The organism is Phycicoccus jejuensis (assembly GCF_044797865.1).
Taxonomy (GTDB): Bacteria; Actinomycetota; Actinomycetes; order Actinomycetales; family Dermatophilaceae; genus Phycicoccus; species Phycicoccus jejuensis.
Window position 1 is genome coordinate 2,889,437 of record NZ_CP085209.1, and the last position, 13,421, is coordinate 2,902,857.

The window sequence follows — 13,421 nt, forward strand, 5'->3', positions numbered from 1 at the left end:
CGGCTCAGCCGACGGCGCGGCTCCCGTGGGCGGCCCCGGGCTCGACCGTGGCCCGCACGGTGGCGGCGGTCTCGGCGTCGACGAGGCCGGCGCGGACGAGCCGGGTCACGACGGCCCGCTCCTCGGCGTCGAGGGCGCCGTCGGTGCGCGTGCCGGTGATGCTCAGGAGCACGGGCACCATGCAGTCGTCGCAGTGCAGCTCGCGCACCGGGCAGGTGCGGCAGTCGATGGTCATCACGTCGTCACGGGTCATGCGTCTCACCTCGTCCTCGTTGTCGTGAACGACGCTAGGGGTGACCACCGACAGGGCACCGCCGTCCCCGGTGGGGATCGGCCGGCGCTACCAGCGCAGGCTGCCGCTCGTGCCTCCGCACGAGGCCGTGACCGTCCCTGTCCCGCCGTAGAAGTTGTCGCTCTCCTTCGTCGCGTTGCCGCCCATGGTCAGGTTGCGCCACCCGCTGACCGAGCGGCCGTCGACCGAGAAGCTGCACGTGACCGAGCCGCCGAGCCCCGAGGTCCGCACGGCGATCCAGCGACAGCCGGCGCTCGTGCAGGAGCCGTTGCCGGTGGCGCACGAGCGCTCGTTGCACGTGCTGCCCTTGAGGACCTCGACCGTCTTGGGTCGCGGCCGGGTTACCGATCCCTCATCCGACCAAGGGGAGTCGTATGAGGTGTCACCCTCGGTTACCCGAGCCTTCACCCTGAATGTATGTCCTCCGAAGGACACATCCTTATCTCGGAAGGTGTCCGTAACCTGGCGCCAGCCGGTCTCCCGGCCATCGATTGAGAATTTGACCTGCTCGATACTCCGACCGTTAGTGTCATTAGCCCAAGACCACACAATGTCCCCGCCATTCAGTTCTCCTCTGGGCCGGCTCGGTACGGGAGTCGCACCGAAAGGCCTAACCCCGTTGGAGGTACCCGGCTCGGACTGCGACATGGAGTTTACGGTCCAGACACGAATGTTGAACTTTCTGTTCTCTGTCGTGCCCGCGGTCGCGTAGATCGACGTGGTGAATGACTCCACTGTCCCCGGAGCACATCTGCGCGCACAATTCACCGTTCCTGACTTACCGCCTCCGCTCCATCGAAAAGCAGTGAATGATCCCGATCGAGGCTCGCCAATACTGAACGTTACTTCGATTCGTTGGTCGTCATCAGGGGTTGAAGCCCGAACATCCTTAGGGGTCGACGGCTGTCCGACCGACGTGAACGACGACGCGTTCGACTTGGGCCCCTCGAGGTCGGCACCGTTGGTCAGGGTCGCCGTGTACCGGTACTGGCGCCCGTCGTAGGGGATGACGACGCTCGCGCTGCGGTCACCGGCCCCGGTGCGCGCGGCGACGGTCCACCCGCCGCCGTCGACGGACTGGTAGAGCGTGTAGCCGGTCGTCGGCGGCCCGTTGGGGCTGCCCTGCTCCCACGAGACGGTCAACGTCGCCGAGTCCTTCGCCGGGCCGGGGCCGCTCGCCGCGATCTTCGGGGCCGGCAGCGCGGGCGGGGTGCCGGCGGACTGCATCGAGACGGCGGGTCCGAACGGACCCGCGCCGAGCTCGTTCCACGCCTGGACCTGGACGTCCTGCTCCGCCATGTTGTCCAGGCCCGTGACGGTGGCCTGCCGCCGCGGCACGACGACGTTCTGCGTCGTGGTCTGGCCGGTCGAGGAGATCAGGCGGACGACGTACTTGCGCAGGGCGCTGCCCTCGTTGACCGGCTGGTCCCACGCGATGGTGAGGCGACCGTCGCCGCGGTCGACCATCCGCACGCCGGTCACCGCCCGCGGCAGCGTGTCGGGGCGGACGGCGGCGCTCGCTTCGGACGGGTCGCCCTCTCCCACACCGTTGACGGCCGCGACGGTGAACCTGTAGTCCTTGCCGTTCGTCAGTCCCTGGACCGTGCACGGCGAGGCGGTGCACGTCGTGCTGCCGGACGAGCCGCCGGCCCAGCGGACGACGTACGAGGTGATGGTGGCTCCGCCGTCGTAGGTGGGGGGCAGCCACGCGACGCGGGCCTGGCCGCCGGCGTCGCGGTCGGCGACCGCCTGCACGCGACGCGGCGGGTCGGGACGGCCGAGGAGGGTCACCGTGATGCGCCCGCGCGCGCTGCGCTTCGGGCCGTCGCTGAGGGTCACGGCGACCGCGGCCTTCTGCGAGGGCCGGTCGCCGGCGGTCAGCGTGACGGAGCATCCGGAGCGGGCCACGGTCAGGCCGCTCCCCTGCTCGACGGACGCGGCGGTGACGGTGCACTCGGGCTGCGGCAGCGGCGAGTCCAGGTAGGGACGCAGGTCGACGGTGCGGGACTGGCCGGCCTCGAGGCCGTCGACCGTCACCGGTCGCACGCGTGCCGGCGGCAGCGGGTCCTCGGGCGAGGTGCTGTCGGTGCCGTCGGCCCCCGCGGTGTCGGCACGGCCGATGACCCGCACGGCGATCGTCGAGGGCTCGCGCAGACCGGGCGCCGAGACCTCGATGGTGCCGTTGCTGCTGCGGGCGTCCCCGTCCGCGTGGAGCGTCAGGCGGCGGTTGCCCGCACCGTCGACGCGCAGGTCCGCGTCCGGCTCCTCCCGCCAGCGAGCGGAGAACTCGACGTCGTCGAGGGTCATGCCGACCGGGAGCCAGGCGTGGCAGACCGTCGGGATGTCGACCGTGCGGTCCAGGCCGCCCGCGGTGACCGTGACGGCGCCGTCGGGGCAGCGCAGCAGCGGCACCAGCGGCCCGACCTGCACCGGCACCGACACGTACGCCGTGCCGAAGTCCTTCTGGTCCACCGCGCTCTGGTCGGTCACCTCGAGCATCACCGCGGCCGGGCCGACATACCCGTTGGAGGAGGTCAGCTGCAGGGTCCGGTTGTCGGTGAGGCTGACCGAGAGGTTCTCCGCCGGGGAGGCCGAGACCGTCGAGGCCGTCGTCACCGACACCACCCGGCCGCGCGGGGAGCGCACGTAGTCGCCCAGGTTGACGGTCTTGGACGAGTCGGGGTCCATCGTGATGAGCGAGCCGGCCACGACGAACGGCTGCCCGTTGGCGCCGGTCGGGACGTGGATGAGCGCCATCGCCTCCTCGTTGTCCTCGTCGACGATGACGTAGGGCACCGAGTAGGCGTGGTCGAGGATCTTGACGCTGACCCGACCGTCCGGCGTGACCTGCGCGTCCGGGGAGAGGACCTCCTTGACCCGCAGCGTGGCGGGGTCGGAGTCGACGTCGGTGTCGTTGGCCAGCGCGTCGACCACCGTCGAGGTCTCCCCCGGCTTCGGCGCCGCGACGTCGTCGTTGGCCACCGGCGGGTTCTTGTACCCCGCGACGGGCCGGACGAGGATGCTCGCGCGGGACGGGTCGTACAGGCCGTCGCTGATGCCGTACGCCAGCTGGTGCACGCGGGCGGTGTCGTCCGGGACCTTGGTCCGCACCGTGTGGTCCTCGTCGACGCGCCAGGCGCGCAGGGCATCCGCCGGGTTGAGCGACTCGGTGTCGACCTCGACGACGTCGCCGCGGGCGATGAGGTCGTTGACGAGCGGCTTGACGGTGACCGTCTTGCCCGGCGCTGCGAACACCTCGTCGTCGACGGCGACGGGCGGCTGCGGGTCGCCCGGCTGCACCACGCCGACCCGCACGAACGCGCGGCTCGTCGCGCCGAAGCGGTCGCGCACCTCGTACGTGATGACCTCGGTCCCTGCGGCGAGCGGGAAGGACTCATACCGGATCGTCGTCGGCCCGACCCCCACGACCCGGCCCAGCGCGAGGTCGACCGGGCCGTCGTCGGCGCCCACGACCCCGGTCAGGGTGACGCTGTCGCCGTCGGGGTCGACGCCGAAGGTCGGGATGGTCATCGTCAGCGGGTCGCCCGCCGTCACGGTCGCGGTGAAGCTGCGAGCCACGGGCGACTGATTGACCTGCTGCTTGGTGGGAAGAGGGTTGACCTGCACCCGCGCTCGTGCGGTCTGCGCCCGACCCTTCGCTCCCTCGGCGTACGCGGCGTACTCGATCGTCACGAACTTCGGCGCCCGCAGGCCGCGGGCCTCGGGCACGTAGCGCACGACGTTGCCGGAGGCGAAGGCGCGCTGGGCGTCCCCCTTGCTCACGACCTTCACCGACTCGGGGTCCAGGCGCAGCGGGATGCCGTCGGCCATCGTGTCGTTGTCCAGCACCGGGATGCTCACCGTGTCGCCCTCGCGCACCGTCGCGGTGTCGTCCTCGACGAGCGGGACGGCGTCGTCGGCGGGGGGCTGCTGGAGCACCGACACCTCTCCGCTGGTGCGCTGCGTGCCGTCGCTCACGGTGTAGCGGATGGTGCCGCGACGCCCGGTCCCCGCGTCGAGGGGTGCGGGCTCCGCGGCCTCCAGGCGCAGCCAGCGACCCTGGTAGATGGAGGCGCGCAGCCAGCCGGAGCCGTCCGCGGGCGACGCGGCCGCGGTGACCAGCACGTCCCCACGCGGCGAGTAGTCGTTGGCGAGGACGTCGACGAGGGCGGGCGCCTGGTCGTGGAGGGTCGCGGTGTCCGGCACCGCGACCGGCGGAGCGCCCTCGGGCGGGGCGGTGAGGTCGACGCGGAGGCGGCCGGGCGCGGCGCCGGCGCCGGTGACCGCGGAGTAGCTGAGCTCGAACGTCCCGGGGGCGTTGCCGGTGACCGTGACGGTGCCGGTCGCGAGGTCGGTGTCGACCTGGAGCGGACCGACCGGCCGGACCTCGGAGCGCAGCCGCAGCGACGCGTCGGGCTCCCCGGGGTCGGCGCCGGCGATGTCGTTGCCCAGCGGCTCGACCTGCAGCGGCTTGCCGACGACGCCGCGCACGGCATCCGGCTGCGTGGTGGGGGGCTCGAAGCGCACCTCAGGCCCGGTGCCGAGCACCTGGGCCTCGACGGTGCCCTTCGTGGACCCACCGCGGCCGTCGGTGACGACGTAGCCGATCGGCTGGCGCCCCTCCTCCACCGGAGCGGTGAGCGTCACCCGCCCCGCGCCGTCGACGACGGCTCCCTCGGCGTCCGCGCGGGCGGCCAGCGTGTCGTTCTCGGGGTCGCGCCAGTCGGCGAGGACCGGCACCGACAGGCGCTTGCCCGCGATGACCGGGTAGCGCCGCTGGGTGAGCTGGGCGCCACCGGGCCGCAGGGTCGGCGCGGAGTTGACCTCGTCGCCGACGACCCGCACGGAGACGCGGGCCGCTCCCTTGGAGGTGACCTTGCCGTTGTTGACCTTGTACGAGAACTCGAGCTGCTGGCCCTCGGTCCCCGCGGGCACCGACAGGTCGACGGCCTGCCCGTCGGCCGACACGGTGGCCGCCGCGCCCCGGAGGGTCGGGGGCGTCACGTCGCGCTGGTCGATCGCGAGCACGGACCCGGCGACGTCGGTGTCGTTGTCGAGGACGTGCAGCTTGCTCACCCGGCCGGGGCGCACCGTCTGGGCGTCGGGGACGGCCTTGGGCGGCTGCTGTGCGGCGGCCTCGTCGACGAGGTTCTCGTCCTTCTTCTGGTTCTTGTCGTCCTGGCGCGTCGGCGGCGTCAGCGCGTCCCAGTTGTCGATCTTCGTCGGCTTGTCCTCGAGGTCCCAGACCCCGCCGTTGTCGAGGTCGTTGAGGACGACGAGGCCGCGGTTGACCCGCAGCGCCACGCCGTCGCGGGTCGGCTGCTCGCCGTCGGCGGGCAGCGTGGCCGTCTGCTCGTCGCCGGTGCGCCCGCAGTTGGCCCCGTAGAAGACGCGACCCTCCTCCGCCCACGCCGCGTGGACGCAGCCGCCGAGGACGACCGGGCGGCTGAGCAGCGTGGCCCCGGGGACGCGGTTCACCCGCTCGCCGACGACGACGCCGCCCGGCGAGAGGCCACCGTCGAGCGGCACCTGCGTCGCCCGGGCCGAGGACTCGACGACGACCGTGTCGGCGTCCGGGCCCGGCACCTGCAGCGCCGCCGACCGGGCCCCGTCCGTCGTCACCTGCGCGTCGACGCCGTCCCGCTCGTCGGCGGTGAAGACCCGGTCCGACGCCGGGTCGTACGCGACCCAGCGGGGGCCCACGGCCGTGACGTCCGGCGACGGGGACCGCAGGGCGGTCGGCGTGACGACGGGGCGCGAGAAGCCCCCGGCGGCCGTGGGCGCGAGGGTCGTGACCTTGCCGTCGGCGCCGGAGACGACGTGGATCGCGCCGTCGAGCCCCACGGCGAGCGCCGCCTGGCGCCCGACCGTCGCGAGCGGCTTGGCGCCGGCCGCCACGCCGGGGAACTCCGTCGTGCCGCTGCGAGGGTCGACCCGCTGGCCCCAGACCTTGCCGCTCGCGGGGTCCAGGAGCGCGAGGGTGCCGCCGCGCAGGTCGACCGGGCTCGGGCGGAAGCCCTTCGCCGTGCCGCGACCCGGGCCGGGCACGACGGCGACCGCGTCGCCGGCCGTGGAGGCGGCCACGTCGAGGGCGGAGAGCTCGCCGGTGCCGGTGTCGAGGCCGAGGACGACGGCACCGTCCTGGAGGAGGTCGAGCCCGGCGCCGGGCGCCGCGTCGGTGGCGATGCCGGTGTCGAGCTGGCCGATCGGCACGTTGGCCTTCGCGTACTTCGCCTGGGCTCCGGAGCTGACCCAGACACCGGCGTCGTTGAGGTCGGCCTCGTGGACCGTGGTGCCGTCGCTCGCGACCGCGGCGTACCCGAGGCCGGAGGCGACGAGGACGACGGCGAGCAGGCTCGCGAGGCGGCGACGGGTCTGCCGGCTCCGCGCGCGTGCGCCACCGCCACGTGCCACTGCTGCCTCCCTCGTGCGCTCCCCCGGTGCCCACGGCCTCCGGGCCGTCGCGACGTCGCCACACTGTAACCGCGCGGGCACGCCGTCGGGCCCGGACCCGGAGGGGAGCACTCCCCGCGCGCCTCGACGGACCTGTCGGTGCCCCGACCTACCGTTCGGGGCATGACGATGGTCCAGGGCACGTTCGACGACCTGGGCACCCCGCTGTCGTCCGTCGACTTCGTCGTCGTCGACCTCGAGACCACGGGCGGCAGCCCGGCCGAGTGCGGCATCACCGAGATCGGCGCCGTGCGCGTGCGCGGTGGTGTCGTCGTCGGCGAGTTCCAGACGCTCGTCAACCCCGGCGAGCCGATCCCGGCGTTCATCTCGGTCCTCACCGGCATCACCGACGCGATGGTCGCGGGCTCGCCGCGCATCGAGACCGTGCTCCCGCAGTTCCTCGAGTTCGCGGCCGGGTCGGTGCTCGTCGCCCACAACGCCCGCTTCGACGTGTCGTTCCTCAAGGCCGCGGCGCTGCGCTGCGACCGGGAGTGGCCGTCGTTCGCCGTCCTCGACACCGTGCACCTCGCCCGCCAGCTCGTCCCCCGCGACGAGGTCCGCAACCACCGCCTCGGCACGCTCGCGGCGCACTTCGGCGCCACGACCACGCCCGACCACCGGGCGCTCCACGACGCGCGCGCGACCGTCGACGTCCTCCACGCGCTGATCGGGCGGGTCGGCAGCCTCGGCGTGCACTCCCTCGAGGAGCTCCTCGACTACACCGCCCGCGTCTCCCCGGCGCGGCGCCGCAAGCGCCACCTCGCCGACGGCCTCCCGGACGCCCCCGGGGTCTACCTCTTCAAGGACGGCGACGACCGCGTCCTCTACGTCGGCACGTCGGTCTCCATCCGCACCCGCGTCCGCTCCTACTTCACCGCGTCCGAGCACCGTCGCCGGATGGGCGAGATGGTCCGCCTCGCGGAGTCCGTCTCGCCCGTGGTCTGTGCGACGACGCTCGAGGCGGAGGTCCGCGAGCTGCGGCTCATCGCCCAGCACAAGCCGCGCTACAACCGCCGCTCGCGCCATCCCGAGAAGGCGCTGTGGGTCAAGCTGACCGTCGAGCCGTTCCCGCGCCTGTCGATCGTGCGCGCCGTCGCCGCCGACGGCGCCCGCTACGCCGGGCCGTTCGGCTCTCGGCAGGCGGCGGAGGCCGCCGTGTCGGCGGTCCACGAGGTCCTCCCGCTGCGCCAGTGCGTCGAGCGGCTCTCCCCCAGCCGCCCGCGCACCGCCTGCGCCCTCGCCGAGATGGGCCGCTGCGGGGCGCCCTGCACCGGTGCGCAGGGTGTCGACGAGTACGCCGAGGTCGTCGCCGAGGCCGCCGCGCTCCTCGACGGGCACGCCCGCGGTCTCCTCACCGCGCTCCAGGAGCGGATGGCCGCCCTCTCGGGTGCGGAACGCTTCGAGGACGCGCAGGTCGTCCGCGACCGCCTCGTCGCCCTCGTGCGCGGGACGACCCGCAGCCAGCGGCTGCACCCGCTCGCCCGCATCCCCGAGCTCGTCGCCGCCCGGCGCTCGGTCACCGGCGGCTGGGAGGTCGTCTGCGTCCGCTACGGGCGGCTCGCCGGGAGCACCACCTCGCCGCGGGGCGCCGACCCGATGCCCTACATCGGGGCGCTGCGCGCGAGCGCCGAGGTCGTCGCGGCGCCCGTCGCCCCGGCCACCGCGGCGACCGCCGAGGAGAGCGAGAAGGTCCTGCGCTGGCTCGAGGCGCCCGGGGTGCGCGTCGTCGACGTCGACGGCGACTGGACCTGCCCGGTCGGCGGCGCCGCGGCCGTGCGCGAGCAGCTCGAGCCGCTCGAGACCTCGCGCCGCCGCACCGCCGGCTTCGCCGGCGTCTCCTGACCCGGGTCCGGGCAGCTCGGGCGATGCGGACGCGTCCCGTCCGCTTCCGTCCCTAGGGTCGCCCCCATGGCACCGCACCCGATCCTCGACCTCGTCGTCCTCGACTGCCCCGACCCGATGCGCCTCGCCCGCTTCTACGGCGACGTCCTCGGCTGGGACCTGGAGGAGGGGTCGCACGCCGACTGGGCGACCCTCGTCCCGCCGGGCGGCGGCGTGTCTCCCGAGCGGCCGGACGGGCGCACGACCCTCGCCTTCCAGCGCATCGACGACTGGGTGGCCCCCACCTGGCCGGGCGGCGCCCACCCGCAGCAGTTCCACCTCGACCTCTCGGTGCAGGACATCGACGCCGCCGAGCCGGCCGTGCTCGCGGCGGGCGCGAGCGTCCACGCCGAGCAGCCCTCCTCCGACGGCGGGTTCCGCGTCTACCTCGACCCGGCCGGCCATCCCTTCTGCCTCGTGCGCGGCTGACGCGACGGCCTCCCCGTTCTGCTGGGCGTAGCGTCGGCCCCGTGAGCGACCTCCACCTCGTCGACGTCCCCGTGCCCGGCGGTTCCGCCGAGGCCCACCTCTCCCTCCCGCCCGCCGGCCACGGCCCCGGCGTCCTGTTCGTCATGGACGCGATCGGCCTGCGCCCGCAGATCGCCGCGATGTGCGAGCGCATCGCCTCGTGGGGCTACACCGTCCTCGCGCCCAACGTCTTCCACCGCGAGGGCAGCGTCGCCGAGCTGATGCCGACCGGCGACCTGCGCACCCCCGAGGGCCGCGACGCGTTCATGCAGCTCGCGATGCCGCGCGTCGGCCGCCTGACGAGCGACCTCTCGCGGCCCGACGTCGCCGCCTACCTCGAGCACCTGCGCGGGCTCGACGCCACCGACGACGGCCCGGTCGGCGTCACCGGCTACTGCATGGGCGTGCGCATCGCCCTGCGCGCGGCCGGCGACCACCCCGACGTCGTCGCGGCCTGCGGCGGCTTCCACGGCGGCGGGCTGGTGACGGACGAGCCGGACAGCCCGCACCTCTCGCTCGCGACCACCCGGGCCGAGCTCGTCCTCGGCCACGCCGACCACGACCGCTCGATGCCGCCCGAGGCCGTCGAGACGCTCGGCACGGCGGCCGCCGAGGCGGGCCTGTCGGTGAGCAACGAGGTGTACCCGGACGCACCCCACGGCTACTCGATGGCCGACACCTCGATGTACCAGGAGGCGGGCGCCGAGCGGCACTTCGCCGAGCTGCGCGGGCTGCTCGACCGGACCCTGCGGTCCTGACGGCCGCTGGCTAGGCTGACCGCGTGATCACCGCCATCGTCCTCATCACCGCCGACGTCGACCGCATCCCCGAGGTCGCCCAGGAGATCGCCGACATCGACGGCGTCACCGAGGTCTACTCGGTCGCCGGCGACGCCGACCTCGTCGCGATGGTCCGCGTCCGCCAGCACGAGGCCCTCGCCGACGTCATCGCGGACCGGCTCAACAAGGTCACGGGCGTCACCGGCACGAACACGCACATCGCGTTCCGCACCTACTCCTCGCACGACCTCGAGTCGGCGTTCAGCCTCGGACTCGAGGACTGAGGGTCGGGACCAGGGCGACGCGCGCTCAGGCCCCGGCGATCTCGCGGGTCGTCGCGACCCAGCGCTCGAGCAGGCCCGCCGCGGCGCCCGAGTCGAGCGCCTGCTGGGCCCGGCGCACGCCGGTGGCCAGGGCGGCGGTCAGCGACTCCCGCGTCGGCTCGCCGTCCAGCCCGGCCGCGACGGCCAGGGCCATCCCGGCGTTGAGGACGACCGCGTTGCGCGGGGCGCCCGCCTCGCCGGCGAAGACCCGTCGGGCGACGTCGGCGTTGAAGGCGGGGTCCCCGCCGCGCAGCGCCTCGACCGGCGCGCTCGACACGCCGACGTCGGTCGGGTCGACGACGAGCTCGGTGACGACGCCGTCGCGCACCCACCAGACGGTCGAGGTCGTCGCGAGGGTCAGCTCGTCGAGGCCGTCGTCGCCGCGGAACACGGCGGCCGCCCGGCCCCGCCCGGCGAACACACCGGCGATGAGCGGGGCGATGCGGGCGTCCGCGACCCCGACGGCGGCGTAGGTCGGCTGCCCGGGGTTGGTCAGCGGGCCGAGCGCGTTGAAGGCGGTGCCCACGCCGAGCCCGGAGCGGGCCTGGGCGGCGTGCCGCATCGAGGGATGGAAGGCCGCGGCGAAGCAGAAGGTGATGCCGGCCCGGACCGCGACCTCGGCGACCCGCGACGGCGGCAGCGACAGGTCGACCCCGAGCGCCTCGAGGACGTCGGCGGACCCGGACGACGACGACGCCGCCCGGTTGCCGTGCTTGACGACGCGCAGGCCGGTCGAGGCGACGACGACCGAGGCCATCGTCGAGATGTTGACCGAGTGCATCCGGTCGCCACCGGTGCCGACGATGTCGACGCTCTCGCCGGGCACCTCGATGCGGTTCGCGTGCTCGAGCATCATGTCGGCGAGCCCGCGCAGCTCGTCGACGGTCTCGCCCTTGGCCCGCAGCGCGACGAGGAAGCCGGCGAGCTGCACCGGCGAGGCCTCGCCGGACATCACGCGGTCCATCGCCCAGCGGGCGGCGTCCGTCGACAGGTCCTCGCCGCGCAGCAGCGCGGCGAGGAGGTCCGGCCAGGTCAGCGCACCGGACGGCGAGGCGGTCACGCCGCTCAGCCGACGGTGGCCCGGCCGCGGGCGAGGCCGGCGACGGCCTCGGCGACCGCGATCGGGTCGAGGGGATGCGGGACGGCGTCGTCCGCGAGCGACCAGCCGGCCAGCCACGCGTCCTGGGGGCGGCCGATGAGCACGAGGATGGGCGGGCAGCGGAAGATCTCGTTCTTCAGCTGACGGCACAGCCCGAGCCCGCCGACCGGGGCGGCCTCGCCGTCGAGCACGACGACGTCGAACCCGCCGGCATCCATCGCCCCGATGACCGCCTCGGCCGTGGCGCACTCCTGCCACGACGCGACCTCGACGTCGCGCGCGGGGCGACGACCCGCGGCGGCGCGGACGGCGTCACGGGTCGTGATGTCGTCGCTGTAGAGGAGGACGCGCACCCGGTGGATGCCGTCGGCGCTCGAGGTGGACGGGCCCGCGGGGGCGTGCGCATCGGTCATGACGTGCATCGTAGCGAGGACGTCCCGGGGCGCCGGACCCGACCGCTCGGCGGGAACACACCACCGGTGCAGGGCGTTGTCGAGCCTTTCGGGGGGTCGCCTCGTCACACCCCCTCCGGTGTCGGCATAATGCGTCCGTGGCGACTTCTGCAGCAGCTTCCGTCAAGAACGCGGGACCGGTCCCGTCCATCCCCGGCTCCGGCCCCGCGACGCGGCCGAACATGGTGGCCGTCGGGACGATGGTCTGGCTCTCCAGCGAGCTCATGTTCTTCGCGGCGCTCTTCGCGTTCTACTTCACGCTGCGGGGGCACCTCCCCGAGATGTGGGCGGAGGAGAGCGCGATCCTCAACGTGCCGTTCGCCACGGCCAACACGATCATCCTCGTCGTCTCCTCCGTGTGGTGCCAGCTCGGTGTCCTCCAGGCCGAGCGCGGCGTCGTCGCCCGGCCGGCCGGCACCCGCCTGACCAAGGTCAGCGCCTGGGGCATGCGCGAGTGGTACGTCGTCACCTACGTCTTCGGCGCCATCTTCATCGCCGGGCAGGTGCTCGAGTACGCCACGCTCGTCACCGAGGGCGTCACCCTCTCGTCCGACTCCTACGGCTCGATCTTCTACCTCGCGACCGGCTTCCACGGCATGCACGTCACGGGCGGTCTCATCGCCTTCCTCCTCATCATCGGCCGCACCTTCACGACCCGCCGCTACACGCACGCGCAGGCCACCGGCGCCGTCGTCACGTCCTACTACTGGCACTTCGTCGACGTGGTCTGGATCGCCCTGTTCCTCATGATCTACGTCCTGAAGTAAGTTCTCCCGCACGCCGACTCGACACGTAACGCAGCAGACGACAGGAACCCCTCCGTGAACGCACTGGCAGCCCGCCGCCGGCACCCCGCAGCGATCGCCGTCCTCCTCATGATCGGCCTGTTCCTCACGGGGGCCGTCTACGCGGCGGTGGCCCCGGAGCCCGCCGACGCCACGACGCAGGCCCTCCCGGCCCAGTCGGTCGCCGAGGGCAAGGCGCTCTTCCGGGCCAACTGCGCCTCGTGCCACGGCCTCAACGCCGAGGGCCGCCAGACCGGCACCGGCGACCAGATCGCCGGCCCGCCGCTCGCGGGCGTCGGCGCCGCCGCCGTCGACTTCCAGGTCGGGACCGGCCGCATGCCGATGACCCAGCCCGGTGTGCAGGCCATGCGCTCCGACGACGTGAAGTTCACCGACGAGCAGATCGCCGCGATGGGCGCCTACATCGCCTCCCTCGCCCCGGGCCCGTCGGTCCCCTCCGACGAGGCCGTCGACCCCACCAAGGGCGACGCCGCCCTCGGTGGCGAGCTGTTCCGCGTCAACTGCGCCATGTGCCACAACTTCGCCGGCTCCGGCGGCGCCCTGACCCGCGGCAAGTACGCGCCCTCGCTGCGGGACGTCACCGGCAAGCACATCTACGAGGCGATGGCCACCGGCCCGCAGAGCATGCCGGTCTTCAACGACTCCAACATCACCCCCGAGAACAAGCGCGACGTCATCGCCTTCCTCGACACCCTCAACCAGGAGCCGAGCCCGGGCGGTCTGACCCTCGGCTCGCTCGGCCCGGTCACCGAGGGCCTCTTCGCCTGGGTCTTCGGTCTCGGCATCCTCGTGGGCTGCGCCGTCTGGCTCGGCTCCAAGGCCGCCTGACCCCCACCACGTTCCCTTCCGTCGACGACAGATCGGTACC

The 13,421-nt window shown here is 73.7% G+C and carries 10 protein-coding genes; 6 read left to right on the forward strand and 4 right to left on the reverse strand.

What is annotated here, in order from left to right; all coding sequences use genetic code 11:
- Positions 1–4: 4 nt before the first annotated feature.
- Together LG324_RS13755 and LG324_RS13760 are read right to left on the reverse strand one after the other, a co-directional pair.
- Positions 5–253 (reverse strand): hypothetical protein, encoded by a 249-nt coding sequence (locus LG324_RS13755; protein ID WP_030528942.1) that lies wholly within the window; start codon positions 251–253, stop codon positions 5–7.
- Between the two features lie 87 nt (positions 254–340).
- A complete protein-coding gene (locus LG324_RS13760; RefSeq protein WP_404348749.1) occupies positions 341–6,706 on the reverse strand; it encodes an Ig-like domain-containing protein in 6,366 nt (2,121 codons plus the stop codon).
- 162 nt (positions 6,707–6,868) lie between these two features.
- Here LG324_RS13760 and LG324_RS13765 point away from each other — a divergent pair, with 162 nt between their 5' ends.
- The 4 genes from LG324_RS13765 to LG324_RS13780 all read left to right on the forward strand — a co-directional run bounded on the left by LG324_RS13765 (position 6,869) and on the right by LG324_RS13780 (position 10,157).
- Positions 6,869–8,587 (forward strand): DEDD exonuclease domain-containing protein, encoded by a 1,719-nt coding sequence (locus LG324_RS13765; RefSeq protein ID WP_030528239.1) that lies wholly within the window; start codon positions 6,869–6,871, stop codon positions 8,585–8,587.
- A gap of 66 nt (positions 8,588–8,653) precedes the next feature.
- The gene (locus tag LG324_RS13770; RefSeq protein ID WP_404348752.1) at positions 8,654–9,055 is read left to right on the forward strand and encodes a VOC family protein; all 402 of its coding nucleotides are present in this window, start codon (positions 8,654–8,656) and stop codon (positions 9,053–9,055) included.
- 41 nt (positions 9,056–9,096) lie between these two features.
- Positions 9,097–9,852: a dienelactone hydrolase family protein gene (locus LG324_RS13775; RefSeq protein WP_404348754.1), complete on the forward strand. Its 756-nt coding sequence runs from the start codon at positions 9,097–9,099 to the stop codon at positions 9,850–9,852.
- A 23-nt stretch (positions 9,853–9,875) separates the two neighbouring features.
- On the forward strand, positions 9,876–10,157 hold the full coding sequence (locus LG324_RS13780; RefSeq protein WP_030528237.1) for an Lrp/AsnC family transcriptional regulator: 282 nt from the start codon (positions 9,876–9,878) through the stop codon (positions 10,155–10,157).
- 25 nt (positions 10,158–10,182) lie between these two features.
- Here the strand turns inward: LG324_RS13780 and trpD are convergent, their stop codons facing one another.
- On the reverse strand, positions 10,183–11,256 hold the full coding sequence (gene trpD / locus LG324_RS13785; RefSeq protein ID WP_404348756.1) for an anthranilate phosphoribosyltransferase: 1,074 nt from the start codon (positions 11,254–11,256) through the stop codon (positions 10,183–10,185).
- A 5-nt stretch (positions 11,257–11,261) separates the two neighbouring features.
- Positions 11,262–11,708: a hypothetical protein gene (locus tag LG324_RS13790; RefSeq protein ID WP_404348757.1), complete on the reverse strand. Its 447-nt coding sequence runs from the start codon at positions 11,706–11,708 to the stop codon at positions 11,262–11,264.
- 221 nt (positions 11,709–11,929) lie between these two features.
- Between LG324_RS13790 and LG324_RS13795 the strand changes: the two genes are divergently transcribed.
- Both LG324_RS13795 and LG324_RS13800 read left to right on the forward strand, forming a co-directional pair.
- The gene (locus tag LG324_RS13795; protein WP_030528234.1) at positions 11,930–12,514 is read left to right on the forward strand and encodes a heme-copper oxidase subunit III; all 585 of its coding nucleotides are present in this window, start codon (positions 11,930–11,932) and stop codon (positions 12,512–12,514) included.
- A 54-nt stretch (positions 12,515–12,568) separates the two neighbouring features.
- A complete protein-coding gene (locus tag LG324_RS13800) occupies positions 12,569–13,381 on the forward strand; it encodes a cytochrome c (protein WP_404348759.1) in 813 nt (270 codons plus the stop codon).
- The last annotated feature ends 40 nt before the right edge of the window (positions 13,382–13,421 follow it).

What these genes read in the sequence shown, in the direction of transcription:
- LG324_RS13755 (WP_030528942.1), bottom strand. Translation starts at nt 253, where the DNA reads ATGACCCGTGACGACGTGATGACCATCGACTGCCGCACCTGCCCGGTG.
- LG324_RS13765 (WP_030528239.1), top strand. Translation starts at nt 6,869, where the DNA reads ATGACGATGGTCCAGGGCACGTTCGACGACCTGGGCACCCCGCTGTCG.
- LG324_RS13770 (WP_404348752.1), top strand. Translation starts at nt 8,654, where the DNA reads ATGGCACCGCACCCGATCCTCGACCTCGTCGTCCTCGACTGCCCCGAC.
- LG324_RS13790 (WP_404348757.1), bottom strand. Translation starts at nt 11,708, where the DNA reads ATGACCGATGCGCACGCCCCCGCGGGCCCGTCCACCTCGAGCGCCGAC.
- LG324_RS13795 (WP_030528234.1), top strand. Translation starts at nt 11,930, where the DNA reads ATGGTGGCCGTCGGGACGATGGTCTGGCTCTCCAGCGAGCTCATGTTC.